Origin of the sequence: Curvibacter microcysteis, from assembly GCF_028649455.1 — a bacterium.
Classification (GTDB): Bacteria; Pseudomonadota; Gammaproteobacteria; order Burkholderiales; family Burkholderiaceae_C; genus Curvibacter; species Curvibacter microcysteis.
Map to the genome: position 1 here is coordinate 1074817 of NZ_JAQSIO010000001.1, position 25912 is coordinate 1100728.

The window sequence follows — 25912 nt, forward strand, 5'->3', positions numbered from 1 at the left end:
GCAAAGTCAGCGGTCAGCCAACAAGTACAAAAGGTCAGTTTGCCAGACTTTTACGGGAGGAATGCCCTTCGCACAAGGCGCATTACCCTCAGCGCCGCCACCGTTTGAGAAGCAAGGCGTTGCCCATCACGCTGACCGAGCTGAGCGCCATGGCCGCGCCGGCCACCACCGGGCTGAGAAACCCCAAGGCGGCCAGGGGCAGACCCGCCACGTTGTAGGCAAAAGCCCAGAACAGGTTTTGCCGAATCTTGGCCACGGTGCGGCGCGAAATGTCCAAGGCGTCGGCCACCAGGGCCACGTCCCCCCGCATCAAGGTGATGCCGGCGGCGTGCATGGCCACATCGGTGCCCGTGCCCATGGCCATGCCCACATCGGCAGCGGCCAGGGCGGGCGCGTCGTTCACCCCGTCCCCCACCATCAACACGCAAGCGCCTTCGGCTTTCAGTCGCTGGATGCAGGCGGCCTTGTCGCCCGGCAGCACCTCGGCCATCACTTCGCTGGCGGCCAGGCCCAGGCGCACGCCCATGGCCTCGGCCGCAGCGCGGTTGTCCCCAGAGAGCATCAACAGGCGCAGGCCCTGCGCACGCAAGCGGCTCAAGGCTGCGGCCGCCTCCGGCTTGGGCTCGTCGGCAAAGCCCAGCAGGGCTGCGCCAAGCCAGGGCCCGGCGTCCCCGTCCTGCCGCATCAGCACCGACACGGTGGCGCCTTGGGCTTGCGAGCGCGCCAGCGCCGCGGCACCGGCCGTGGTGTCCACCCCCAATGCCTGGGCCCAGCTCAGGCTGCCCAGACGCCAGGTCTGGCCAGCGATCTGGCCGGTCAAACCGCGACCTGCCGTCGCTTGCAAAGCACTGACCGGGCTCAGGGACAAAGCCTCTTGTTTTGCCTGCGCCAGCACCGCGTGCGCCAGGGGGTGCTCACTGCCGCTTTGCAGACTGGCCGCCACGGCCAACCAGGCGGCTGGGTCGCCGCCGTCCACCACCTCCAAACTCACCAGGCGAGGCTGACCCACGGTCAGGGTGCCGGTCTTGTCGAACACCACGGTGTCGACTTGGCGCGCCAACTCCAGCGCTTGCGCGTCCTTGATCAAAATGCCCTGGCGTGCCGCCACCCCGGTGCCCGCCATGATGGCCGCGGGCGTGGCCAAGCCCAGGGCGCAGGGGCAGGCAATGACCAGCACGGCCACCGAATGGATCAGCGCGGGTTCCCAGCCGTGACCTGTGAACAACCAGCCCAGCAAAGTCAGCAACGCCAGGACCAGCACCACGGGCACGAACACCGCCGACACCTGGTCGGCCAATCGCTGGATCGGTGGCTTGGCCGCCTGGGCGTCCTGCACCAAGGCGATGATGTGGGACAACACCGTTTCCCCACCCACCGCGGTCACCTGCATCAGCACCCGGCCTTCACCATTGATGGAGCCGCCAGTCAAAGCCGCACCTGGGGCTTTGGACACGGGCAAAGGCTCTCCGGTGAGCATCGATTCATCCACCTGGGTCTGCCCTTCGGACAGCAGGCCGTCGACGGGAAAGCGCTCGCCAGGTCGGACCACCAAGCGGTCACCGGGCAAGACCTCGGCCAGGGGCACATCGACCTCACCATCCGGCCCCACCCAGTGCGCGACATCGGGGCGCAGGCCGTGCAAGGCCCGGATCGCCGACGTGGTCTGGCGCTTGGCGCGGGCTTCCAGCCACTTGCCCAGCAGCACCAGGGTCACGACCACCGCCGAGGCCTCGAAATACAAATGCGGCATCTGACCGGCCGGGGTGCTCCACCACAACCACAGCGAAAGGCCATAGCCCGCGCTGGTGCCCAGGGCCACCAGCAAATCCATGTTGCCCGAGCCCGACTTCAGGCCATGCCAGCCCGCCTTGTAAAAACGGGCCCCCAAACCCAGCTGCACGGGCGTGGCCAGCAGCCACTGCCACAGCGCCGGCAGCATCCAGTGCTGGCCCGCCAGGTCACCCAGCATGGGCAGCACCAGGGGCAGGCACAAGGCCAGGCCCAAAGCCACCGGCGCAAAGCCAACCCAGGGCGACACCGCCTCAAACACCGGCGCCCCGGGGGCGCGCGGCTCATAACCCGCATCGCGCACGGCGCGGCGCAGCAGGGCCTCGGTCTGAGCCGCCGGCTGGAACACCACGCGCGCTGACTCGGTCGCCAGGTTCACGGCCGCTTGCTCGACACCCGGGACTTTGCGCAGGGCGCGTTCCACGCGGGTCACGCACGAGGCGCAGGTCATGCCTTCGATGCCGAGGTCCAAGGTGCTCGAAGGCCGTGCTGGCGCCGCATCGGCTGGCGGGGTGGAAGTGCGGGTGGGGGAAGTCATGTCGGGAGCCTAAACCTTGTCCCCATGGGAGGGTCAAGCAAAATCACAGGGCTTCAGGCGAAGCTTGAGGTCCGTCAAGGGCAGCGCAACAGGTCTTGACCTTGCCACGGTGGCAAGGTTCATCATGCAGGCCATGGGGTGATGCAGCCCGTCATGTCACCTCAGCCCCTCTCCTTTCGTCTCATCCCGTCTCATTCAGGAGTCTTTTCATGCAACAGCAATTTCAGGTTCAAGGCATGAGCTGCGGCCACTGCGAACGCGCCATCACCCGCGCTGTTCAACAACTCGATCCGCAAGCCCAGGTGCACATCGACCGCAGCGCAGACCAAGTCACGGTGCAAAGCGAGCAGCCTCGGGCTGAACTGGCCCGGGTCATCGCCGACGAAGGCTACACCGTCGCCCCATGAAGACGCCCGTGCCGGCCCAGTCCAACGAGCCCACCGAGCCCCGTCCCCGCTGGCAGATCGGCGAAGCTGCGCGCCAGGCAGGCCTGTCGGCCAAGATGGTGCGGCACTATGAAACCTTGGGCCTGCTGGGCCAGTTGGTGCGCACAGAGGGAGGCTACCGCCTCTACAGCGACACCGATGTGCACCGCCTGCGCTTCATCCAGCGCGGGCGCGCCCTGGGTTTCTCGATGGCGGAAATCGCTGAGCTGCTCAGCCTCTGGGGGCAAGACCAGCGCACCAGCGCCAGCGTCAAGCGCATCGCCCAACACCATGTGGATGAACTCAGCCGACGCATCGCCGCCATGCAAGCCATGCAGCGCTCTTTGCAAGACCTGTTGCAGCACTGTGCAGGCGACGACCGCCCAGACTGCCCCATCCTGGACGACCTGGCCGGCAGCAGCAGCGGTTGCCACCGCCCACCAAAGCCAGGGCAGGCTTGATTCAAATCATGCTCCAAATACCCCAAGGGGTATCCAATTCAGGCATCAACCACCCTGAAGGAGTTTTTCATGATCCACAACGTTGGCGGCATTGACCGCGTGCTGCGCATCCTCGTCGGCCTGGTGCTGTTGGGCCTGGCCGCCACTGACACGGTGGGATGGTGGGGCTGGCTGGGCTTGGTGCCCCTGGCCACTGGGATCATCGGCTGGTGCCCGCCTTACCAACTGTTGGGCTTCAACACCTGTGCGCTGAAGAAGTAAGTCCGCTGGCACCAAGCGAACTCAGCGCCACAAGGCATACGCCAAACCAATGGCTGCCACCAGGCCGACCGCATCGGCCACCAAGGCACAGCTCAGCGCGTGCCGGGTCTGGCGCACGCCCACGCTGCCGAAGTACACCGCCAACACATAGAACGTGGTCTCGGTGGAGCCCTGGATGATGGCGGCCAGGCGCCCGACAAACGAGTCCACGCCGTGCACCTGCAACACGTCAATCATCAAGCCGCGCGCCCCGGCACCGGACAGAATCTTCATCAGGCCCACCGGCAGCGCGGGCAAGAACGCGGTATCCAGGCCCAGCCCCGCCACAGCCCAGGCCAGCCCGCCCATCAGCGCGTCCATGCAACCCGCGCTGCGAAAGGCCGCCACCGCCACCAGCATGGCCACCAGGTAAGGCACGATCTGCACCGCGACCCCAAAGCCTTCCCGGGCCCCTTCGATGAAGGCGTCGTACACCGACACCCGGCGCCAACAGCCGACCAGCAAAAACAACAGCACCACGGCCACGATCACAAAAGCGCCCACACTGCCCATCCACTGGGCCGCCAAGGCTGGGGGCAGCTGGGCCAGGCCCCCAACCGCCGTGCCGAGCAAGCCCAGCAAAGCCAGGACCGGCCCCCAAAACCGCAGCCGCCACAGTGGCAGTCGCTGCGCCACGGCCACGGCCAGCAAACCTGCCAACAACGAGGCCAGGGTGACCAGCAAGGTGGGCAGAAAAATGTCGGCGGCGTTGAAGTTCGTCAGCCCTTGCCGCAGGGCCACGCTCTGCCGAATGGCGATCACAGAGCTGGGAATCAAGGTCAGGCCCGCCGTGTTGAGCACCACGAACATGATCTGGGCGTCGCTGGCCCGATCGGGCTCGGGGTTGATGGCCTGCAAATCGCGCATGGCCTGCAAGCCCAAGGGCGTGGCCGCGTTGTCCAAGCCCAGTAAATTGGCCGACAGGTTCAAAGTCACCGCGGCTTGGGCCGGGTGGCCGTGGGGCACGCTGGGAAACAGTTGCCGGAGCACCGGGCTGGCCAGGCGCGCCAGGCTGTCGATCAAGCCCGCGCGTTCGCCCACCCGCAGCAAGCCCAGCCACAGCGTCATCACCCCAGCCAGACCCAGCGACAGCTCAAAGCCCGATCGGGCTGCCTCAAACAAAGCCGTCAGCAGGTTCGGAAACACCCCTGCTTCACCCCCGACCCAACGCCACAGCGCCGCGACGAACGCCGACAAAAACAAACCCACCCACACGATATTCATGGCCATGCGGGCACTTTACCCGGCAGACCCGGCAAGGCTGGGACTTTCAGCTGGCGCCAGGCCAGGTTGGCCAGGCTGTGAAATCATCTTGTTTTCAGTCCGCCCTCCCCCAACTGCCTGTCATGACCCCATCCACCCCCTCACCCGCTTTGCAACACCCGCGCACCCTGGAACGACTGGTCAAAGGCCAGGCCACCCAAGACGGTGCTGGCGTCAAACTCAGCCGTGTCCTGACCCAAGACCTGCAGCGCCGGCTGGACCCCTATCTGATGCTGGACCACTTTGCCAGCGACCAGCCCGATGACTACATCGCTGGCTTTCCCAACCACCCGCACCGGGGCTTCGAAACCGTCACCTACATGATCGTCGGGCGCATGCGCCACCGTGACAGTGCCGGCCACGAAGGCCTGCTGCAAAACGGCGGCGTGCAGTGGATGACCGCCGGGCGCGGCCTGATCCACAGCGAGCTGCCCGAGCAAGAAGAGGGCTTGATGGAAGGCTTTCAGCTCTGGCTCAACCTGCCCAGTCAGGACAAGCTGTGCGCGCCGGGCTACCGCGACATCCAAAGTGACGAGATCCCGGAATTCGAGACGCCCGAAGGGGTGCGCGTGCGCGTCATCGCCGGCCACAGCCACGGCGTGGCTGGCGCCATGCAGCGCGACCTCACCCAGCCGCTCTACCTGGACCTGAGCCTGCCACCAGGCAGCCGCTTCGAGCAGGCCCTGCCCAGCGAGCACAACGCGTTTGTCTACCCCTTCCGTGAATCTGTCGACGTCCAAGGTCAAACGGTACCGCCGCAGCACATGGCCATCCTGCGCAACACTGAATTGGCCACGGGTCAGGGCCACGACGGCGTGGCACTCACTGCACCGGCCAGCAACACCGCAGCGGCCCGCGTGCTGCTGATCGCGGGTCGCCCCTTGCGCGAAGGTATTGCGCAATACGGGCCGTTTGTGATGAACACCCAAGAAGAAGTGTTTCAGGCGATCCGCGACTTCCAGGCCGGTTTGATGGCCTGAAACCGCGCTGGCGCCTAAGCGCCAGCGTTTTTTTAAAAACCCGGCTGCGCCGGGTTGGGCTCAGAACGGCGGGCCTTCGTCGTCGTCAGCACCGAGCGCGGGCGCCACCGATGCCGCCGCAGGGGCTTCGCCCATGGGGGCGAGGCTGGGTCGCACCGCCTCGCCGCCCAAGGCCAGGATCAAATCGGGCAAGAGTTGGACCAACTCGCCGGTGGCAATCGCCACATCGGCGTCAAAGCCGCCGTCATCGGCCGACTTGCCTTCAAACACCACGTCCTGAAAAGACACTTTCTTGACCTGCATGCCCTCGGTGAGCATGAAGCTCACCCGGTCGTCCCAAGTCAGCGCCAGCTTGGTCGGCAATTTGCCCTGGGCAATGTGTTGCTTGACTTCGTCGTTGTCCAGGGGGTGGCGGGCGTAGCGCACCACGGCTTTGGACTCATCAGAGGCCTTCAATTCGCATTCTTGATCGATGTTGAAGCCCGCCGGCGGCTCCTGCGTCGTCAGCCAGTCGGCCATCGCGGCCACGGGACTGATCTGGGTGTCGACCAAGGCGACGGCAAAACCTTCCAGTTCCTTGACCAGTGCGGTCACCACCTCATCAGCCCGACCTTGGCTGGAAGCGTCGATCAGCATCAAGCGGGCGTTCGGGTCGATCCAGACCAACACCGAGCCTTGCTTGGAAAAAGCCATGGGCAAGAGGGTGTGCTTGACCTCTTCCTTGATTTCCTTGATCTCTTTTTTGCCGGGTTTGCGGCCGGTGGTCTGCTCGATCTGGGTCGCACGTTCCTTGGCCTTGCGGTTGAGCACCGAGCCAGGGACCGCCTTCACTTCGATCATGAACTTCAAAATCCACTGTCCCCCCACGGATTCCACCAGGGGGCCATGGGCCTCACCACGGGGCTCGATCCAGCCGGTGGATTTTTCCTGGCTGGCGCCGCATTCCACGTAACGGGCTTTGTCGAGCGCCGCTTCGACCTGCTCCAGCGAAGCCGTCCAGCCCTCACCGAGGCGGTAAACAATCAAATTCTTGAACACGGAACACCCTTGAGTCAGACAAACATCAGCGCATGGCTCGCCAAGGCAAGTCCACGCAGCCGTCATTGTGAGGCCAGCCGGAGCTGGCTCGGGGTTTCTGCACCGCTCAGCAGGCCGTGACGCGCTGCAAAAAAGCCCCCTCCTTCTTTACAAACCCTCACCCAGGGCTCATGGCGACGCAACAGGGCTTGGCCACACTGAGCTTTCAGAGGGTGCAGCCCCAGGCGCCCCGAATTGAAAGGAAGACCATGAAAAACACCACACGCCTTGGCCTGAGCGCGGCCTTGCTGGCCACCCTGAGCTGGGCCTCCTGGGCCCAAACCGCGCCCACCGCAGCGCCAGAAGGCTCAGGCCCAGCCAAGCCCGCACACCATGAACACCGCATGGCCGCGCCGGACCCGGCCCAAATGCAAGCCCATTTCGCCAAGCGCTCGGCAGAGCTGAAGGCCAAACTCAAAATCACCGCCGCCCAGGAGCCGGCCTGGAAAGCCTTCACCGATGCCGCCCAGCCGCCCGCCAGCGTGCCCAAGCGACCCGACCCGGCCGAGTGGGCCAAGCTCACCACCCCTGAGCGCATCGCCCAGATGGAATCGCATCAGCAAGCCAAAGCCCAACACCAGGCGAAGCGGGCTCAAGCCACCAAGGCGCTCTATGCCGCACTGAGCCCTGAGCAGCAAAAAACCTTTGACGCCGAAACCCTTCAAACCATGGGTCCGCCACGGCACCCACACCACCCGCCAGAGCGGGACGAACAGCGCCCTGCGCGCCAACCTTGAACTGAGTAGGACACACAGCCTAAAACAGCTGATCCAGCCCCCCAAAAAACCCCCGTCGCCTCCCGGCGCCGGGGGTTTTTTTATTTCGCAATGCGAAAATTTTTTGAAAAATCGAGGCGGAAAACCCTGGGGATAGCTGAAGAACAAGTGCCTACTTGTCCACAGAAGCCTGGCATCAAGTGAAGTTGTCCCCGCCCGACTGAAAAGCTCCCGGGCTTGGGCCCACAGACTTGAAAGTCACTTAAGTCTATGATTTTTAAGGAATAAATCGACTTATCCACAGAATAGGAGGGGCCTTACTATTACTACTATCTCTATATATTGAATACAAAGAAGAAGTCAGAAGCGTCTAACGCCTCGCCTTCGGCATCGGCTGGAACAGGTTCGGCTGGCTTGAAAAGCGACGGCGCAACGACAAAAACAGGGGCGTCAAAATCGACGTTTCGGGACGGAGGCCAGGTCTGGCACGGAACATCGGTTTTGAGGCGCCAAGTAGCGCAAAACCAAAAACGGTTCGAGTCCTGATCCACCGTCCGAACCCGCACGCGCTGTTCAACGAGACGCTTCAAAATCGATTCTGGGCACATGCCCTGCGTTGGCGGCCGTTTCAGCGCTCTGAGGCCGGCGCAACAGCCGCGCACCATGGGGATCACCCACTCAAACAAACCGCCTTGGGGTCGCTGGAAAGGCTCTCCACCCGCTCAACGCGCAGTCACCAGCCTCTCCGAGGCCGAAATTCCACAAAGTGGGCTTGCAAAAGCTGTCAAAAGCCAGGTTTCAGCCCTTGGCGCGCCGCCAAAAGCGCCTCCCAGCGCCATTCAAGGCATCCCCCTCCAAAAAACAAGCGCATTCTTGTTGTTTTCAGCACCAAGACCGCCAAGCCGCGTTTTGGCGCCAAATGAGGAACAAGTTTGGGGATAAATCTGGCACAAGTACCAGCTTGTCCACAGACAAGCTGAAAAGCGCGGAGTTGTTGTCTGCTCTGAAGAACGCTTGAGAGTGTTCTACACACAGACTTCACGTGGAGCTAAGTTACTGATTTTTATGAAAAATATGAACTTATCCACAGCGCAAGTCGACCCTTACTACTACTACTATTTCAATATATTGAATACAAAGAAGAAGACAGGAACAAGTTGCCGGGCCCTTCTTTGATGAATACGGAGGTTTCAAACGATAAAAGTGATTGATACGCGGTTTCATTGCAAAAAGTGTTCGTTTTGTTCCTTTGGGCGCGCTTTTGTCGCCAGAATCACGGCCTGTCGACGGCGTCTTGACCTGGTCTGCGTTGTGATTTGTGTTTTGTTTTTTGTTTTTGGGGCTTTTGCGTTCTCTGTCCATGTCTGCGGTCTGTCATCCCGTCCTTGCAAGCTGTTTTGTTCGAGTTTCGAACAACTGCTGGGCCCCTCTGCGTCCGAACGGTGACGAGCAGCCATGAATCCGCCCAGTCCTGAAAATCACCAGGCCGAGCTGGCCCGGCTGAACACCCTGCACAGCTACCAAATCCTGGACTCAGGCCCTGAGACCGCGTTTGACAACCTGGCCGCTTTGGCCAGCACCTTGCTGGGCACACCGCTGGTTTTCATTGGGTTCATGGGCAAAGACCGCCAATGGTTCAAGGCTCGCTTGGGTTTGGTGGAAGACGAAGTGCCGTTGCAGCAGAGCTTTTGCCAACATTTGTTGAGCTCAGGCCAACGCTTGAGCGTGCGGGACGCCACACAAGATCCGCGATTGGCGACCCACCCTTGGGTGCTGGCCAGTCCCCAGGTGCGGGCCTATGCCGGTGTGCCGCTGATCAATGAAGAAGGGTTTGTCCTGGGCAGCCTGTGTGTGTTGGACCAGCAGTCCCGCGATTGGACGGAACTGGAGCTTGATTTGCTTCAGCAACTGGCCCAGCAAGTGATCACCTTGCTGGAATTGCGCCGCCGCCAGCACCAGATCAAGCAATTGGCGGCCTCTGTGCCCGCCGCCATCTACCAATTTCGGCTCGATCCACAAGGGCAAACCTCGTTTCCCTTTGCCAGCCAGGCCTTTGTCGATATCTTTGGCTTGGACCCGGCCGTGTTGCAGCAAAGTGCAGACAGCTTTCTGGCTGCCCTGCACCCGGAAGACCGCGAGCTGATGCGGCAATCGGTGGTGGCTTCGCGTGATCAAATGTCGCCCTGGTCGCTGGAGTTCCGCTGTGTGTTGCCAGATGGCCGATGCGAGTGGTTTTTAGGGCATTCCCAACCCTTGCCCGAGCCTGGTGGGGCTGTGCTTTGGCATGGTTTTTTCATCAATGTGTCCGACCGGCGCCGTGCCGAGCAGGATTTGCGCGAGGCGGAGACCCGCTGGAAGTTCGCGCTCGAAGGCTCTGCTGTGGGCGTTTGGGACTGGAACATCGAGCGGCAGCACTGCTATTTTTCGCCCCAATACCGCGCGCTGTACGGCTACACCGACGACGACTTGCTGCGCGATCCCGATGGCTCGGAGCGTGTCCACCCCGAAGACCGCGTGGCCGTTCACCTGGCACTGCAACAGCATGTGCGAGGCCACACGCCGTTCTACCGCAGTGAGCACCGCTCACTGTGCCGGGATGGTCATTGGAAATGGACCTTGAGCCGTGGCCTGGTGGTGGCGCGTGACAGTGCAGGCCACCCCACCCGCATGATCGGAACGCACACGGACATCACCGAGCGCAAAAAGGCCGACGAAGACAATTACCGACGCGCTTACTTTGACCTCCTGACAGGCCTGCCCAACCGGGCACAGCTGCTGGTCAAGTTGGCGGCTTACTTGCAAACAGGCCCCAAACCCCTGTCTGGAGCGCTGTTTCACGTCGATCTGGATGGTTTCAAGCGGCTCAACCATGCACGGGGTCACAGCACGGGCGATGCTTTGCTTTCCAGCGTGGCGCGGCGTTTGTCGGAAGGCTTGCCGCCGCAGGCTTTGCTGGCGCGCTTGGCGGCCGATGAGTTTGTGGTCTTCCTGCCCCACCTGGCCCCTGAAGACCGCGCCAGTGCCCGCGTGGTGGCCAAGCTGGTGCCTTTGCAACATGCTTTGTCCATGGCCGAGCAGCTGCGGGTGTCCTTGCTGCAACCCTTGCCTTTGGGTGAACACAATTTCAGCATCACCGCCAGCGTCGGGGTGACGGTGTTTCCAGCCCCTGGCGTGGTGGTGGACGCGGAAGGGCTGTTGCGGGAGGCCGATGCGGCCATGAACCATGCCAAATCGACCGGGGCGAACCGGGTCGCGGCCTTTGAGCCAGGCATGCAGACCGAAATTGAAAAACTGTTCCTGATCGAGGAAGACCTCAAGACAGCGCTGGCCCTGGGACAGCTTTCGGTCCATGTGCAGCCCCAGTACAACAATGCCCGTGCGGTCATTGGTGCCGAACTGCTGATGCGTTGGACCCACCCGGAGCGCGGTCCGGTGTCGCCGGCCGACTTCATTCCGGTGGCGGAGACCTCGGGCCTGATCGTGCCTTTGGGCGAATGGGTGCTGGAACAAGCCATGCAGACCTTGCTGGCGCTGGAGCGCTTGGCTTGTGATGTTTCGCTGTCCGTCAATGTCAGCCCGCGTCAGTTTCGCCAACTGGACTTTGTCGATCGCGTGCGCGCCCTGTTGCAGCGCACAGGCGCCCGGGCCGATCGTTTGATATTTGAGATCACCGAAGGCTTGCTGGTGGAGCGGTCCGATTCCGTGCTGGTGCAGATGAATGAGCTGATTGCGCTGGGCATTCGCTTTTCCATCGACGACTTTGGCACGGGGTTTTCGAGCCTGGGGTACCTCAAGCGCCTGCCCATCCACGAGATCAAGATCGATCGGAGTTTCATCAACGGTGTTCCGGACGACGAAGGCGATGTCGCCATCGTGCGCTCGGTGCTCCTGATGGCGCGCCAATTTCGCCTGCAGGTGATCGCCGAGGGCGTGGAAGACCAGCGCCAGGTGGATTTTTTGTTTGCCAACGGCTGCGAAGGTTTGCAGGGCTTTCTGTTTTCCCGCCCCCAAGCGGTGGACCACTGGCTGGCCGAGCTGGCGCTTGCGCCACACTGAACCGGCCTGGCGGTTTCAGTGCGCGCGCATCAGATGGGCCCCACGGGGCCCGCGCTCAATGCACGCTGTGCTGGTGCAAGAAGGTTTGCAGTTCTGCCGCGGCCATGGGTTTGCCAAATGCATAGCCCTGGAAGGCATGGCAGTCGTGGCTGGCCAAAAAATCTTGTTGCGCCGATGACTCAACACCTTCGGCAATCACCGCCAGCCCCAGGCTGCGGCCCAGGGTGATGATGGTGCGCACAATGGCGGCGTCGTTGGGGTCGGTCAGCACGTCGCGCACAAAAGACTGGTCGATCTTGAGCTGGTCCAGCGGCAGGCGCTTGAGGTAGCTGAGGCTGGAGTAGCCCGTGCCAAAGTCGTCCAGCGAAAAGCCCACGCCCAGCGCCTTGAGCACGCCCATGCGCTCGATGATGCTTTCCATGTCGTCCACCAAGAGGCTTTCGGTGAGCTCCAGCTTGAGCCGATCGGGTCGGGCGCCACTTTGTTGGAGGGCGCTGACCACATCTTCCACAAAGTCCGGGTGTTTGAACTGCCGTGAGCTGACGTTGACCGCCACGCTCAAATGGGCGTGGCTGGGGAAGCGGGCCCAACTCGCCAGCAGGTTGCAGGCCGTGTCCAGCACCCAGCGACCCAGGGGAATGATCAGCCCGGTGTCTTCGGCCAAGGGGATGAAGTCGGCTGGGGACACCATGCCATGCACCGGGTGGCGCCAGCGCACCAGGGCTTCCACCCCACTGACTTGCTGGCCCTGTTCGGTTTGCGGCTGGTAGTGCAGCAAAAACTCGCCGCGCGCCAGGGCTTGGCGCAGCGCCGCCTCCAGCGCGGCGCGCGCGCTGACTTCGGCCTGCATCACCGGGTCAAAGAAGCGCAGGGTGTTGCGCCCCGCGGTTTTGGCCTGGTACATGGCCAGGTCGGCCTGCTTGAGCAGGTCGCTGATGCCTTTGTGCCCGTCCATGAACGGCGCCACCCCGATGCTGCAACTGCTTTCGTGCTGATGGCCGGCCAGCAGGAACGGCATGCCCAAGGTGGCCAGCACCTTGTCGCCGATGCGCTTGGCGTGTTCGACCACCTCGGGGGTGGCGTTGCCCAGGTTCTCCAGCATCACCACGAACTCGTCACCGCCGAGGCGGGCCACGGTATCGGTTTCGCGCACACACATCAGCAGGCGTTGAGCCACTTGGCGCAACAGCTCATCGCCTTGGTCGTGACCCAAGGTGTCGTTGAGGGTTTTGAAGTTGTCCAGGTCGATGAACAGCAGCGCGCCGCCAGCGCCCGTGCGGGTGCTGCTGGCCAGTGCATGCTGCAGGCGGTCCATCAGCAGTTGCCGATTGGGCAGCTCGGTCAGTGCGTCAAAAAAGGCCAGGCGCTGGATTTCTTGCTCGGCGTGCTTGCGTGCCGTGACGTCGGTGTTGATCGACAGAATCGACTCGGCCAGGCCGAAGGCGTCGCGCACCAGGGTCCAGCGGCTTTCCACAGTCAAGGCACTGCCGTCTTTGCGGTGCTGTTCGATCTCCCCAGTCCATTCGCCGTCCTGCAGCACAGGAGAATTGGCCAATTGGAAGTGCAGGCACTCGCGTTCAATGCGCTCGCCCTGCACGGGGTCCAAGGCCTCTTGGGCCGTAAAGCCGTACAGTCGCTCAGCGCCCTGGTTCCAGTACACCAGGCCACCGCTGAGGCGGTGCACCAAGATCGCATCCTGCGCCCGGTCGAGCAGCGAAGCCTGGTCGCGGATCTGGGTGTCCGCCGCTTGGCGAGCCAGTTCTGCCGCCGCCCGCGAGGCAAAAATATGCAGGGCCGATACCGTGAAGCCGGTTTGGGTCAGCGCACGTGTGAACAATGCACAGACCAGACCCATGGGCTCGCCGGCTGCATTGTCCAGACGGCGGCCCACCAAGGATTGAGCCCCATCCACTGGCGGCAGTCCTGGCAAGGGCGGCAGGTCGGTGCGCACCAGCCAGTTGCCGTCGCGCAGCAAGGTTTCAAAAGGGGTATCGGCCAAGGACAACTTGGCGCCTGAGCAGGCTCGACCACTGACCTGCCCGGCAATCAAGCGGGCCTGGGTGGGCTGTCCGGCTTCCAGGCTGAGAACGAAGCCGGCTTGGGCGCCCAAGGCGTCGGTCATGTTGCGCACCAGCTGTTCGAAGAATTCGGTGCCCGTGCTGGCCGAGACGGCCGTGGCCAGTTTGAGCACCGCGTGCTGCAGCCGGTTTTGTTCTTCGCGGGCGCGCAGGTTGCTGATGCCAAAGGCCAAGTCCTTGGCCAGCGCCTGCAGCAATTGCACCTCGTCATCGCTGATGTGGAAAACCTCGGACGAGTACAGCGAAAACAAACCAAAGCGCCGAGGGCCGATGTGCAGTGGCAAACACACCAGGCCCCGCAGCCCATAGGGCAAAGCGGTGGCCAACCAGGGGGCGTAACGCTCATCCGTTCGCAAGTCCGCAATGATCACCATGCGGCCGTCGCGCAAGGCCAAACCGGCAGGGCCTTGGCCTTGGGGCGAGTCTTCGGCCCAGGACACCTTGATCTGGTCCAGAAAAGCCGTGCCCTTGCCGTGCCGAGCCACAGGCCGGATCCAGCGGCCCGGGTCATCGTCTTCGATGTAGCCGATCCAGGTCATGTGGTAGCCACCAATTTCGACGGTGATGCGGGCCACGTCCTGCAGCAAGCCGATTTCAGTGTTGGCCCGCACCAGGGCCTCATTGCAGGCACTGAGCAAACGCTGGGCCCGGCTGACGCGCAAGAGGTCGCGTTCGGTGCGCAAGCGTTCGGTCACATCGCTGGCAATCACCAGGCGGGCCGGTTGGCCATTGAAGGTGATGGTGTTGGCAGTGACTTCCACATCGATTTGCGAACCATCCTGGCGCAGGTGGCGGCGCCGCGCATCGCGCTGCATTTCACCCAGGACGATGGAAGCCAGCTTGGACTGGTGTGAGTCGTTGTCTTCGTCGACCCAAAAATCCGAGGCCTTCATTTGACGCAGCCGCTCGGCGTCATAGCCGTAGTGCTCGAGCATGGCCTTGTTGGCGGCCAACATGCGCAAGTTCGGCACGTCATGCACCCACATCGGTTGCGGATTGAGGTCAAACAACAAGCGGTACTGGGCTTCCGAGGCCTGCAGCTGGGCACCCAGGCGGTGGCGTTGAATGACCCCACCCAGGGTGGCCACCAGGATTTGCAGGTTGGTTTCGTCGTGCAAGGTGAAGGCGTTCGGCGTGGCGGAGACCACCCGCATCACACCAATCGCCTGGTCATCGCTCAACAAGGGCGCCACAATCACCGAGCGCACCCCGAGGTGGCGGCTGACATTCACATTGACGCGCGGGTCCTGCTCGGTGTCGTGGCAGCGCACTGTCAAGTTTTGCCGCAGCACCAAGCCCGACAAGGTGTCCTGCAGGCCCAGCCGGTTGCCCACACGCAGGTGCAGGATGCCCGAGGCCGCACGGCACACGGTTTCGTGCTTTTCCAACAGCTCGACCGAGCTGCCGTCAGCATGGGTCAGCTCGCGTGCACGCTCGGCCATCAAGGCCAAAACGCCTTCCAGGTTGAGGTCGGCCGTGGCGATTTCCTGCTGGATGCGCACGATGCTCATGCGGGTCTGCAGGTCGCGCTGGGCCTCGTCTCGGGCACGGCGTTGTTCGGTCAGGTCTTTCAGCCCACCGACCATGCGCCGGGGCAGGCCGCGCGGATCACGGATCAAGAAGCCGCGGTCCAACACCGGGGCATGGCTGCCATCGGCGCGCCGGAATCGGTATTCCTCACTCCATTGGGTGCCCGTGCTGGTCAGCAGTCTTTGCAAACTGTCGAGCACCCGTGCACTGTCGTCCGGGTGAATGCGGCTGGTCCAGGAGCGGCTGTCGCTTTCCAGGCTCTGCAAGTCGATCCCGAACAAGGAGGACAGGCTGTCGCTCCACCACATGGCGTCGGTGTCGATGTTCCAGTCCCACACCGCATCGGCCGTGGCTCGGGCGGCCAGGCGGAAGCGCTCCTCGCTTTCGCGCAGGGCTTCTTCGTTGCGCTTGCGTTCATCGATGTTTTCCAGCGCCCCCTGCACCGCCACCACCTGGCCCTGTTCATCGCGCACGGCTTCGCCGATCACGCGCACCCACAGTTGCTGCTGGTCTGGCCGCCGCAATTGCAACTCCAAATCAAAGCGCTGCCCCAGTCGAACGCAATCCTGGTAGGCCGCGCTCAGGCGCGGTTGGTCCTCAGGCGAATAGGCGGCAAAGGCTTGGGCTGGGCTGACCTGGGCTTGTGGGTCCAGGCCGTGGATCAGGGCCACTTCGCTGGTCCAGGCAAATTGCTGGTCGGGCAGGCGCAAGATCCAGCCCCCCACCTGAGCGACCTGCCCGGCGATGCGACGGGCTTCGGCCTGCAGGTTTTGCCGTTGCAAAGCCTGTTCACTTTGGGCCTCGGCATCCAAAAGCCGGCTTTGCTGCCGACCAAACTCCAACAGCAACAAAGCTTGGGCGGCCAAGGCTTCCAGGGATTCCAGGCCCTGGGCCGATACCTGGCGCACTTGCCGATCGCCCACCATGAGCACGCCCAGGCATTGACCATTGGCGTTGAGCAAGGGCGTGCTGGCCAAGAAGCGCAAGCCGTCCACCGGTCTCACCCAAGGGTGCTGTGCCCAGACGGGGTCTTGTGACAGGTCGGGTTCGGTGTGCTGTTCCAGCAGGTCTTGGCTCAGTTGCGGGCCCAAGGTGCCACCTTCCAGCGGCCAATTCAACTGCGCTTTGGTGCACAACTGAGCCCCTTCCAGCAAGGCCAGTTGGGCCATGGGCGTCTCGCACAGGCTGCTGGCCAAACGCAACAAGCGTTCGAAATAAGGGCGGGTATCGGTGTCGAGCAAGCCAAAAGCCGAGGTTGGCGGGCTGCCCGGGGCTTTATCGATCATGGTGTAAGCCAACGCAGGGCGTCACAGGCGGGCCGATGGTTGAACTCAGGTCCAGCCGACAAAGCGGCGAGCGTTTGGGGCACAAAACATCCCAGTCATTGAAGAGAGAGCAAGGGTGGAGCCGGGACATCAATCAAGCCATCACAGACCCGGTTGCAAAAGACGCCGGGCAAATGTGACAAATGGTTTCAGATCGTCTGAGCAGGGTCAATACGGTTTTTTGCGAATAAGGCCTTTTTGCGACGCAGCCGCCTGGACTGTGGTGCGCAACCGCCTTGGCGCCCGTCGCCACTTGGGCTTCTCGGGCGACTGTGGTACATTGCCGGATCGCCCCTGGCGACTGACCGCGTTGGTGCTTGTCGCCATGAGACGCAAATGCCCCTGGCAGAGTGGCCGTCAGTCCAGCCCTGCTTGTGGCGTGCCAGCCTGCTCATGTCACAGCGCAAGTGGCTTTTCCCCTTCTGTTGACGTTGCCACTGCTTTTGGCGCGTTCCCGGGTCCCGAGTCTTCATGGCCGGAATCTCAGGTTGTTCAGGACGGGCTCCCTAGGCACTTGGGGCTGCCAGTATTTTTGTCCGCGACTGCGGGGCTGATAGAGCTTCCGGTCCAACAACCCTTTGATGATTCAGACTTCGACTTTGCTACCCAACGCGCCCATCTTGATGGGCAAGTACCGAATTGCCGCCTGCCCCCGTGAACTGGAAGGCGGCCAATACGCGTCCCTGGTGTCCATCGCCAGTGGCCGCGGCAGCGCCAGCACCGACCGGGTGATGCGCTTCATTCCAGAATTTTCCACCCGTGCCGCTGCTTCGTGCTACGCCATCGAGCAGGGCATCCAATGGGTTCGCGGTCTCGCGCGCACCCTCTGAACCCCATAAAGACCCAAAAGGAAGACCACCATGGCCAAGGAAGACCTGATTGAAATGATGGGTGTCGTCAATGAAGTGTTGCCGGACACCCGTTTCCGCGTGACGCTTGAAAACGGCCACGAACTGATTGCCTACTCGGCTGGCAAGATGCGCAAGAACCACATCCGCATCTTGGCTGGCGACAAGGTGTCTCTGGAACTGTCGCCCTATGACCTGAGCAAGGGCCGCATCAAGTTCCGCCACATCGAAGGCCGCGGCCCGATGGCCCCGCGCCGTCCGCGTTAAGGCGTTTCAGCCTCCCGCGCTTTTTGGGCCTTGGCCCCCAAAGGTCTGTGCTTGAGTCGCTTGACGGCTGAAGCCAGGCCTTTTTGACTGGCGCCCGCCCGCAGTGGACCAGGCCTCATCCGTGCGGCCCAGGATTTGGCGGCACCTCAGTCGCGGAACCAGACGCCGCGCGCGATCGCCGCCGCGTTGAGCCCACCATAAATGACCAGGGCCAAAGCCTGTGCGGCGAACACGCCCCCCAGGCCCCAGCCCAGGCGCAGCGCCAGCCAGCCGCCCAGCGCCGCCACCACCAGCCGCGCGATGTTGCCCAAGACCGGCCACAGCAACTTGCCCGCACCTTGTGAGGCAAAGTACAAAATCAGCCCCAGGCCGAACAGGCCGTAGACCGGGCCCACCGTGCGCAGGTACTGGGCGCCCACCGCCAGCATGGCCGGGTCGCTGTCAAACAGCGACAGCCAAGCCAGGGGAAAGGCCGCCGCCGCCAGGCCAATCGCTTCGCTCAGCAGCACCGCCATGCCGGCACCGATCCAGGTGGCGCGCAGTGCGCGTTCGCGCCGACCCGCGCCCACGGCCGTGCCCACCATGGCCACCAGCGGCCCTCCAAAGCCAAACACCAGTGGCACCAGCAGGTATTCCAGACGCGAGGCCGTGCCGTAGCCGGCAATGGCCGCCGGGCCAAAATGCCCCGCCAGACCGGTGGCCACGGCAATGGCCACATTGGTGGCCACGGTGGACACCGCGCCAGCCAAGCCCACACGCAAAATGTCCATGAACAAAGGACGGCGCAGCACCGCATCGGCCCAACGAGGGCGCAGCAGGCTGCGCGAAGACAGCAGCCACAGGCCCAGCGCCACCGAGCCGCCCGCGTAATACAGCAGCAGGGCCAGTCCGCCGCCCGCAATCCCCATGGCTGGGATCGGACCCCAACCAAAAATCAGCAGTGGAGACACCGGCAGCAGCGCCAACGTGCCGACGCTGATCACCTTGGCCGGCAAGCCCATGTTGCCTGTGCCCCGAATCACCGACGCCAGCGAGTTGAACAGCCAGACCAGTAAAGACCCCGAAAACACCCAGTTCGAATAGGTCAGCGCAGCCTCCAGCGAACCCCCCTGCCCGCCCATGTGGGCATACAGCCAAGGTCCGCCCAACCAAGCGGCCAAGGTGAAAGCCAGGCCAAACAAGCCCGACAGCACCAGGGCGTGGAAGACCAACGCGTGCGCGTCATCGCGCCGGCGCGCGCCCAGTGCGCGCGCGATGGCCGAGGCAATGCCACCGCCCATGGCCCCGGCCGACATCATCTGCATCAACATCACCACGGGGAACACCAAAGCCATGCCCGCCAACGCATCCGTGCCCAGCTTGCCAATGAACCAAGTCTCGATCAAGCCGGCGGCGGCCTGCGCCACCATCACCACCACATTGGGACCGGCCATGCGCAGCAAGGTGCTGGCGATCGGGCCTTCAAGCAAAAGCCGGGTGCGAGGGTCCATGGCGGGAGGCACAGCGCTGGGCTTGGCAGGCGCTGGCGGATGGGCATTGGGATGGGCTTGCATGGTGGCCTCAGGCCAGCCGTCAAGCGGATGGCAATGGATGTATATGCATTGATTATGGGACGCCAAGGCATTTTCTGCTGACGCGGGCGCGTCAGCGCGGGCTTGCTTGGACCTGGCTGGGCGGTGCTCTGGGCGACGGCCCAGTGTCTGCTCAAGCTGTGGCGCTGCCGTCGACCTTGTGCAAGAAAGCCAGCGTCACACGCGGCGAGGCATTGAGCAAACGCGACAGCGCTTCGACATCGCTGGCCAGCGCGGGGTTGTCCCAACTTTTCATGGTGTGGCGCGCCAGGCGCGAGGCCAGCACCACGTTTTGCACACTGGGGTGATCGGCGTGCTTGCCGTCACTGATGCGGATCAGCAAGCGCGGCAGGTGCCACAGCCGCAGCAGGGTCTGGCGCAGGTCATCGAGCTCGATGTTGAGCACACTGCGCTGGGCCACGGCGCTGCGCAAGGCTGGGTCACCAGCCTGGGCCTGGCGAATTTTCAGCATCAGTGCCGGGGCATGGCACCAGACCAGCAACTCGGCAAAGTCATGCAAAAAAGCCGCTTCATGGATGACGTCCACATCGGTGTCGCTGCGGTGCACGGCAAAAGCCATGGCGAAATGGGCGGCTCGTTCACTGCGTTGCAGGATCTCCTGCACCGCCTCCAGCGCGGCGGGGTGGTCGCGCAGCCGTTCTTCCACCGTGGGCTGCGGGCCGAAGTGGGTGAAAAACGGCGTGATGCCCGTCATCACCAGGGCGCTGGTGATGCTCTCGGTTTCTGTGGCGTCGTCGTTGCGACGCAAGGTGGCCACATGCGCGAAGAATTTGACCGTCATCAGCGGGTCGGCGCGCAGCACGGGGCTCAGGTCGGCCGGACCGATGTCGTCCTCGCGCGCCCGCAAGGCCTCAAGCGCCTGCGCCGTGCTGGCCAGCACGGGGACCTCGGCGCGCAGCAGGTGACGCACCCAGGCGCGCAGGTCGCGCAGCGGCCAGTTCAGAAAGGCCGGGGTGACAGGCTGGGGGCTGTCGGAAGGGGCGGGGGTGTCCATCGTTCAGTTCCGGGGATTGACGCTGAAGCCATTGTGCGACTTTTGCGTGGCTGGGTCTGGGTGAGACCCGGCAGATTCCTGAGGCGGTGCGACCGTTTGGGTGCGACACCGCTTGGACTGGCCGGTGGACAGGGGCAGGCAGGCTGTGCCTGCCTGTTGCAGCTCAATGGACGCTCAAGCGTTGATATCTGCGGCAGCTTCGCTGGCCTGTGGAGTGCGCCGCGCCTGCAAACGGTTGGCCACGCTGATCACGGCCTGGATGGACGCGGTCACGATGTTGTGGCTCATGCCCACGCCAAATCCTGCGCCCGTGACGCCTTCGAGTGCGGCTTCCACAATGGCCAGGGCTTGGGCGTCGGCCCCGCTGCCGGTGGCGCGTTCTTCATAGCTGTCCACGCGCATGGGCAAGCCCAACGCATCGACCGTCGCAGCAATCGGACCGTTGCCATGGCCGCGCACCTGTTGGCGTTGACCGCCGATGCTGAGTTCGAGCTCAATGCCTTGCCCGCTCTCGTCGAGCTTGTGGCTGTGGTACTGGATCGCGTCGCCCCGGCCCGAGGTGCCGCGCAAATAGGTTTGCTGGAACAGGCTCCAGATCTCTGCACCATTGATTTCGGTTTCGCTGGCATCGGTCTGGCGCTGCACCACCGCGCTGAACTCGACCTGCATGCGGCGCGGCATGACCACGCCGCGTTCGCGCTCGAGCAAGAAGGCGATGCCGCCTTTGCCCGACTGGCTGTTGACGCGGATCACGCTGTCGTAAGTGCGGCCCAGGTCGGCGGGGTCGATGGGCAAATAGGGCACTTCCCATTGGCCTTTCGGGTCCTGTGCGGCAAAGCCTTTTTTGATGGCGTCCTGGTGCGAGCCCGAGAACGCCGTGAACACCAGGTCACCCGCGTAGGGGTGGCGCGGATGCACGGGAATCGAGGTGCATTCTTCGGCCACACGCGCCACGGCCGTGATGTCCGAGAAGTCGAGCTGCGGGTGCACACCTTGGGTGTACAAGTTGAGCGCCAAGGTCACGATGTCCACATTGCCACAGCGCTCACCGTTGCCAAACAAGCAGCCTTCCACGCGGTCCGCGCCCGCCATCATGGCGAACTCGGCCGCAGCCACGCCGGTGCCACGGTCGTTGTGCGGGTGCACCGAGAGCACGATGTGTTGGCGTGGCGCCAGGTGGCGGTGCATCCACTCGATCTGGTCGGCAAACACATTGGCGGTGGCGTTTTCCACCGTGGTGGGGAGGTTGATGATGACCTCGCGGCCCGGGCCGGCACCCCAAGCTTCAATGGCGGTGTGGCAGGCCTGCAAAGACACGTCCAGCTCGGTGGCGCTGAAGGTCTCAGGCGAGTACTGCAAGGTCCAGCGCGTGCCGGGTTGGGCGTCGGTGAGGCGCTTGAGGTAGCCCACATGGTGGCCAATCAAGTCCATCACCTGCGGCACGCTCATGCCAAACACAATGCGGCGCCAGGCCGGCGCGGTGGCGTTGTAGAGATGGACGATGGCGCGCGGCGCGCCTTGGACAGCCTCGACCGTGCGGGCGATCAAGTCTTCACGCGACTGGGTCATGACCATGATGGTCACGTCCTCGGGGATCAAGTTCTCTTCGATGAGACGGCGCACAAAGTAGAAGTCGGTCTGCGAGGCGGCTGGAAAACCAACCTCGATCTGCTTGAAGCCGATGCGCACCAACTCCATGAACAAGCTCATCTTGCGTTCGGCGTTCATGGGCTCGAACAAGGCCTGGTTGCCATCGCGCAAGTCGGTGGACAACCAGATCGGGGCTTGGGTGATGGTGCGCGAAGGCCACTGGCGATCGGCGAGGGCGATCGGGGCAAACGGGGCGTACTTGGTGGCGGGATTGGCAATCATTGGGGGCTCCACGAACAGGGGCGGCGCCGGGGTCTCCGGGCTGGGCCGCCAAGGTCAAAAACGGAAAAACAAAGACATCCCCTGCAGCCCTTTGCGCGTCGCAAAGGCTGGTTCGTGGGCCGGGGTCAGGGGGAAGTCAGAGCGATGAGCGCGAAGCTCAAGACACGAACGCGAGCAGACCCCGGCCGAGCACTAGGCTTAGCTTTAGAGTCAGGGTTGGCTGGCGTTGCATGGAGAAAACTGTAACACAGGCCGGCGCGTTGGCTGTTGGGACCTTCCCTATCAGGGCGATAGCGGCGCCTCATCACCGGACGCGGATGCGGCTTCGCGCAGGCATTGCGCCAGCAGCGCGGCCGCGGGGGAGAGCCGGGCACCACGCCGTGTGACGATGCCATAGCCCTCGTGGCGTGCGCGCATGGCCAGGGGCAGGCGCTTGGCAATGCCGTGCTCTTCACAAAAGGCCATCGTGCCTTCGGCCATCACGGCCACCAACTGCGGGTCTTGCTTGAGCATCAGCATGGTGGCCAGCGAGGAGGCCGTTTCAATCGGGTACGGCGGCAGTGCCAGGCCGGCCTCGCGGAATTCGCGCTCGACCAAGGTGCGCAGCGGCATGTTGCCTGGGTACAGGATCCAGCGGCACCGGGCCAACTGGGCCAGGTTCACGCGCTTGGCTCGGGCCAGCGCGTGCTGCGCGCCCACGGCCAGGGCCACTTGCTCGCCTTCCAGCGCTTCGTAGTCGAATTGATCGGCCTGGCTGGACACCGTGGTGCGGCAGATGGCCAGGTCCAGCCGCCCTTCGTTGAGCTGGCTCAACAGCTCGCTGCTGATGCCCTCGCGCACCTCGATCGACAGGGCCGGTTGGGTCTGCCGCAGCTGGGCCAGAGCCCCAATCAGCACCGAGTGCAGCGCCCCGGTGATGGTGCCCACAGCGACCCGCCCGCCGCTGCCACGCAACACGCCATCGATCTCTTCGCGCAGGTGGCCCAGGTCGGAGGCAATCACGCGCGCATACCGCAGGATGCAGCGTCCCAACTCATTGGCCTGCACGCCTTGGGGCGAACGTTGGAACAGCTCGGCACCAAACGTGGACTCGATCTCGCGCAGCGCCTTGCTCAGGCCTGGCTGGGTCATGCCCAACTGGTCGGCAGCGCGGTGCAGGGAGCCCCATTCGTCCAGCGCCACCAGCAGGGTCAGTTGGCGAAAGCGCAGGCGCGAGGTGATCGAAGAAAGGCTGGGGACCATGGGGCGATTCCAAACAGTTATTGCCAGATCAAAAGCTCTCACTATGCAGCAAGCGGGTGCTCTTCCAGAATCCGCCAGCACAAGGAGACAAGACCATGATTCAGTACGACTACGAAGGCCGCACCGCGGTCGTGACCGGCGGCGCCCAAGGCATTGGTTACGCCATTGCCTCCCGCCTGCTGGCCGGTGGCGCCCGCGTGGCGCTGTGGGATGCCGATCCGCAAGCCCTGGCCGCTGCCCAGGCCAGCCTGAGCCACCCAGGCCAGGCCCCGGTGCTGGGTCTGACGGTGGACATCACCGACCTGGCCCAGGTGCAGGCCGCCGTGGCCCGCACCGAGGCCGACAGCGGCCCCATCGCCATGCTGGTGCACAGCGCCGGCATCGCTGGCGCCAATGCGCCAGTGGCTGATTACGACCCCGCCGAGTGGCAGCGCGTGGTCAACGTCAACCTCAACGGCTCGTTCAACGTGAACCGCTCGGTGGTGGCCGGCATGGTGGCGCGCAACTACGGGCGCATCGTGAACATTGCCTCCATCGCAGGCAAGGAAGGCAACCCCAATGCCGCCGCCTACAGCGCTTCCAAGGCCGGCGTGATTGCGCTGACCAAGAGCCTGGGCAAGGAGACGGCGCAGCACAACGTGGCCGTCAACGCCATCACCCCGGCCGCCGCCAAGACCCGCATCTTCGAGCAGATGTCGCAGCAGCACATCGACTACATGCTGTCCAAGATCCCACGCGGGCGCTTTGTTGAGGTCGATGAAATCGCGGCCATGGTGGCCTGGTTGCTGTCGTCCGAGAACTCCTTCACCACCGGTGCTGTGTTCGACCTGTCGGGCGGCCGGGCCACCTACTGAGGCCGGGCTGCCCTGCCCCGCCCTGCCTGGCCGGCGTGGCCATCCGCCGCTGGCCTGGACGAATCAAGAATAACTGGAGACAAGCATGTCCATGCAACGCCGTCATTTCATCGCCAGCAGCACTGCCCTGGCTTTTGCTGCCCCTTTCGGCCTGGCCCGTGCCGCCACCGATTACCCCACACGCCCGATCGAGCTGATCGTGCCCGTGGCGGCCGGTGGAGGCACTGATTTGGTGGGCCGCGCCTTCGCGGAAGCCGTCAAGAAGTACCTTCCCCAGCAGCCCGTGGTGGTCAACAACAAGCCCGGTGCCAGCGGCGCCATCGGCACAGCCGAGGTGATCAATGCCAAGCCCGATGGCTACAAGCTCGGCATCATCATTTGTGAGCTGACCATCATCCCCAACCTGGGCATCACCAAGTACACCGCCTCCGATTTGCGCCCCATTGCCCGCCTGAACGCCGACCCCTCGGCCATCACCGTGCGCGCCGATGCGCCCTGGCAAAGCGTGGATGAATTCCTGGCCGATGCGCGCAAACGCAAAGACCCGATCTCCATCGGCAATGCAGGGGTGGGTTCGATCTGGCACATGGCCGCGGCCGCCTTTGCCGAGAAGACGGGCGCGCCCTTCAACCATGTGCCTTTTCTGGGGGCGGCGCCAGCGGCCGTGGCTTTGCTGGGTGGGCATGTGGACGCCATCACCGTCAGTCCTGGCGAGGTGGCCCAGCATGTGGCGGCCGGCAAGCTGCGCACCCTGGCGGTGATGGCCGACCAGCGCGTACCCGGTTTGTTCGACAAGGTGCCCACGCTCAAGGAACGCGGCATCGACCTGTCCGTGCAGGTGTGGCGCGGCCTGGCGGCGCCCAAGAACCTGCCGCCGGACATCCTGGAGCTGTGGACCGATGTGGCGCGCAAGGCTGCCGACGACGCGGTGTTCCGCGAGGCCCTGACCAAGGCCAACCTGGGCTGGGCCTACGCCGATGCAGCCACCTTCCAGGCCGCCATCGACAAGGACCGCGTGTTCTACAAAGACCTGGTGCCCAAGCTCAACATCAACAAGGCGTGAGTGGGCCTCAAGCCAGCGCGGCGGGCCGCGCCTGTTGCTTGAGCCAGCCCGGCACGGCGGCCTTGCTGCAGCGCTGCAAGGCCATCAGCAAGGCGGGGCTGGCGTCCAGCTGCCACTGGCGGCGCAGCTCGTCCTGCATGCGCGCCAGCAGGCTGGCGGCCATCTCGGCGTCGGCCAGCGCCCGGTGGGCGCGGCCGGCGCGAGGCAGGCCCAAATGGTCGATCAAGGAGCCCAGCTTGTGGCTGGGTGCGTGCGGAAACAGGCGCCGCGACAGCAGCACGGTGCAGGCATAGGTCTGAGGCGCGTCCAGTCCGGCGCGGGCCAATTCCGCGACCCAGAACTTGCGGTCAAAGGCGGCGTTGTGCGCCACCATGGGCAGCGTGCCGACAAAGCGACTGGCCTCGCGCATCACCTGCTCGGCGGGCGGGGCCTCGGCCACCATGGCGTTGCTGATGCCGGTCAGCTGGGTGATGAAGGACGGGATGCGCACCCCGGCGTTCATCAGGCTTTGAAAGCGGTCCACCACCCGGCCCTGCTCCAGCAGCACGATGGCCACTTCCGTGGCGCGCGCGCCCTGTTCGGGCGAAATGCCCGTGGTTTCAAAGTCGATCACGGCGAGGCGGGTCATGGCGGCAGTCTGGGG

19 protein-coding genes are annotated in these 25912 nt (G+C 63.9%); 10 read left to right on the plus strand and 9 right to left on the minus strand.

The annotated features are described in order from the left end of the window. Nucleotides 1–88 precede the first annotated feature (88 nt). Nucleotides 89–2326 carry a heavy metal translocating P-type ATPase gene (locus tag PSQ39_RS04840; protein ID WP_409241985.1) on the minus strand — a complete coding sequence of 746 codons (2238 nt, stop codon included), beginning with the start codon at nucleotides 2324–2326 and terminating at the stop codon, nucleotides 89–91. Nucleotides 2327–2535: 209 nt separating this feature from the next. Between PSQ39_RS04840 and PSQ39_RS04845 the strand changes: the two genes are divergently transcribed. From PSQ39_RS04845 to PSQ39_RS04855, 3 genes are all read left to right on the plus strand, one after another. Then, nucleotides 2536–2733 (plus strand): heavy-metal-associated domain-containing protein, encoded by a 198-nt coding sequence (locus PSQ39_RS04845; RefSeq protein ID WP_273925540.1) that lies wholly within the window; start codon nucleotides 2536–2538, stop codon nucleotides 2731–2733. After that, a complete protein-coding gene (cueR, locus tag PSQ39_RS04850) occupies nucleotides 2730–3212 on the plus strand; it encodes a Cu(I)-responsive transcriptional regulator (protein WP_273925541.1) in 483 nt (160 codons plus the stop codon). Before PSQ39_RS04845 ends, cueR begins: the two co-directional genes overlap by 4 nt. A 69-nt stretch (nucleotides 3213–3281) precedes the next feature. Further along, entirely contained in the window at nucleotides 3282–3473 is a 192-nt protein-coding gene (locus PSQ39_RS04855) for a YgaP family membrane protein (RefSeq protein ID WP_273925542.1), read from the plus strand. Between the two features lie 21 nt (nucleotides 3474–3494). On the opposite strand, the gene PSQ39_RS04860 is transcribed toward PSQ39_RS04855, so the two are convergent. Then, complete coding sequence (locus PSQ39_RS04860; protein WP_273925543.1) at nucleotides 3495–4742, minus strand: nucleoside recognition domain-containing protein; 1248 nt, start codon at nucleotides 4740–4742, stop codon at nucleotides 3495–3497. A gap of 116 nt (nucleotides 4743–4858) precedes the next feature. Here PSQ39_RS04860 and PSQ39_RS04865 point away from each other — a divergent pair, with 116 nt between their 5' ends. Then, nucleotides 4859–5755, plus strand: coding sequence for a pirin family protein (locus tag PSQ39_RS04865; protein WP_273925544.1), 897 nt, complete (start codon nucleotides 4859–4861; stop codon nucleotides 5753–5755). 60 nt (nucleotides 5756–5815) lie between these two features. Here the strand turns inward: PSQ39_RS04865 and PSQ39_RS04870 are convergent, their stop codons facing one another. Further along, nucleotides 5816–6793 (minus strand): recombination-associated protein RdgC, encoded by a 978-nt coding sequence (locus PSQ39_RS04870; RefSeq protein WP_273925545.1) that lies wholly within the window; start codon nucleotides 6791–6793, stop codon nucleotides 5816–5818. Nucleotides 6794–7041: 248 nt separating this feature from the next. Between PSQ39_RS04870 and PSQ39_RS04875 the strand changes: the two genes are divergently transcribed. After that, the gene (locus tag PSQ39_RS04875; protein WP_273925546.1) at nucleotides 7042–7569 is read left to right on the plus strand and encodes a Spy/CpxP family protein refolding chaperone; all 528 of its coding nucleotides are present in this window, start codon (nucleotides 7042–7044) and stop codon (nucleotides 7567–7569) included. A 1434-nt stretch (nucleotides 7570–9003) separates the two neighbouring features. Continuing rightward, nucleotides 9004–11604 (plus strand): sensor domain-containing phosphodiesterase, encoded by a 2601-nt coding sequence (locus PSQ39_RS04880; protein ID WP_273925547.1) that lies wholly within the window; start codon nucleotides 9004–9006, stop codon nucleotides 11602–11604. Between the two features lie 55 nt (nucleotides 11605–11659). Here the strand turns inward: PSQ39_RS04880 and PSQ39_RS04885 are convergent, their stop codons facing one another. Then, complete coding sequence (locus PSQ39_RS04885; RefSeq protein WP_273925548.1) at nucleotides 11660–16498, minus strand: EAL domain-containing protein; 4839 nt, start codon at nucleotides 16496–16498, stop codon at nucleotides 11660–11662. 620 nt (nucleotides 16499–17118) lie between these two features. Between PSQ39_RS04885 and PSQ39_RS04890 the strand changes: the two genes are divergently transcribed. Together PSQ39_RS04890 and infA are read left to right on the plus strand one after the other, a co-directional pair. Next, nucleotides 17119–17367: a hypothetical protein gene (locus tag PSQ39_RS04890; RefSeq protein WP_273925549.1), complete on the plus strand. Its 249-nt coding sequence runs from the start codon at nucleotides 17119–17121 to the stop codon at nucleotides 17365–17367. A 30-nt stretch (nucleotides 17368–17397) separates the two neighbouring features. After that, a complete protein-coding gene (infA, locus tag PSQ39_RS04895) occupies nucleotides 17398–17652 on the plus strand; it encodes a translation initiation factor IF-1 (protein ID WP_273925550.1) in 255 nt (84 codons plus the stop codon). A 146-nt stretch (nucleotides 17653–17798) separates the two neighbouring features. Here the strand turns inward: infA and PSQ39_RS04900 are convergent, their stop codons facing one another. From PSQ39_RS04900 to PSQ39_RS04915, 4 genes are all read right to left on the minus strand, one after another. Further along, nucleotides 17799–19142, minus strand: coding sequence for an MATE family efflux transporter (locus PSQ39_RS04900; RefSeq protein WP_273925640.1), 1344 nt, complete (start codon nucleotides 19140–19142; stop codon nucleotides 17799–17801). A 214-nt stretch (nucleotides 19143–19356) separates the two neighbouring features. Next, on the minus strand, nucleotides 19357–20238 hold the full coding sequence (locus PSQ39_RS04905) for an HDOD domain-containing protein (protein WP_273925551.1): 882 nt from the start codon (nucleotides 20236–20238) through the stop codon (nucleotides 19357–19359). A gap of 174 nt (nucleotides 20239–20412) precedes the next feature. Next, nucleotides 20413–22110, minus strand: coding sequence for a 2-isopropylmalate synthase (gene leuA / locus PSQ39_RS04910; RefSeq protein ID WP_273925552.1), 1698 nt, complete (start codon nucleotides 22108–22110; stop codon nucleotides 20413–20415). A gap of 282 nt (nucleotides 22111–22392) precedes the next feature. Beyond that, complete coding sequence (locus PSQ39_RS04915) at nucleotides 22393–23352, minus strand: LysR family transcriptional regulator (RefSeq protein ID WP_273925553.1); 960 nt, start codon at nucleotides 23350–23352, stop codon at nucleotides 22393–22395. Nucleotides 23353–23447: 95 nt separating this feature from the next. Here PSQ39_RS04915 and PSQ39_RS04920 point away from each other — a divergent pair, with 95 nt between their 5' ends. Both PSQ39_RS04920 and PSQ39_RS04925 read left to right on the plus strand, forming a co-directional pair. Next, nucleotides 23448–24206, plus strand: a complete 759-nt coding sequence (locus tag PSQ39_RS04920) for an SDR family NAD(P)-dependent oxidoreductase (RefSeq protein WP_273925554.1) — start codon at nucleotides 23448–23450, stop codon at nucleotides 24204–24206. Nucleotides 24207–24291: 85 nt separating this feature from the next. Continuing rightward, the gene (locus PSQ39_RS04925; protein WP_273925555.1) at nucleotides 24292–25269 is read left to right on the plus strand and encodes a Bug family tripartite tricarboxylate transporter substrate binding protein; all 978 of its coding nucleotides are present in this window, start codon (nucleotides 24292–24294) and stop codon (nucleotides 25267–25269) included. A 7-nt stretch (nucleotides 25270–25276) separates the two neighbouring features. Here PSQ39_RS04925 and PSQ39_RS04930 read toward each other — a convergent pair whose 3' ends face one another. Beyond that, a complete protein-coding gene (locus PSQ39_RS04930; protein ID WP_273925556.1) occupies nucleotides 25277–25897 on the minus strand; it encodes a 3'-5' exonuclease in 621 nt (206 codons plus the stop codon). Between the last annotated feature and the right edge of the window lie 15 nt (nucleotides 25898–25912).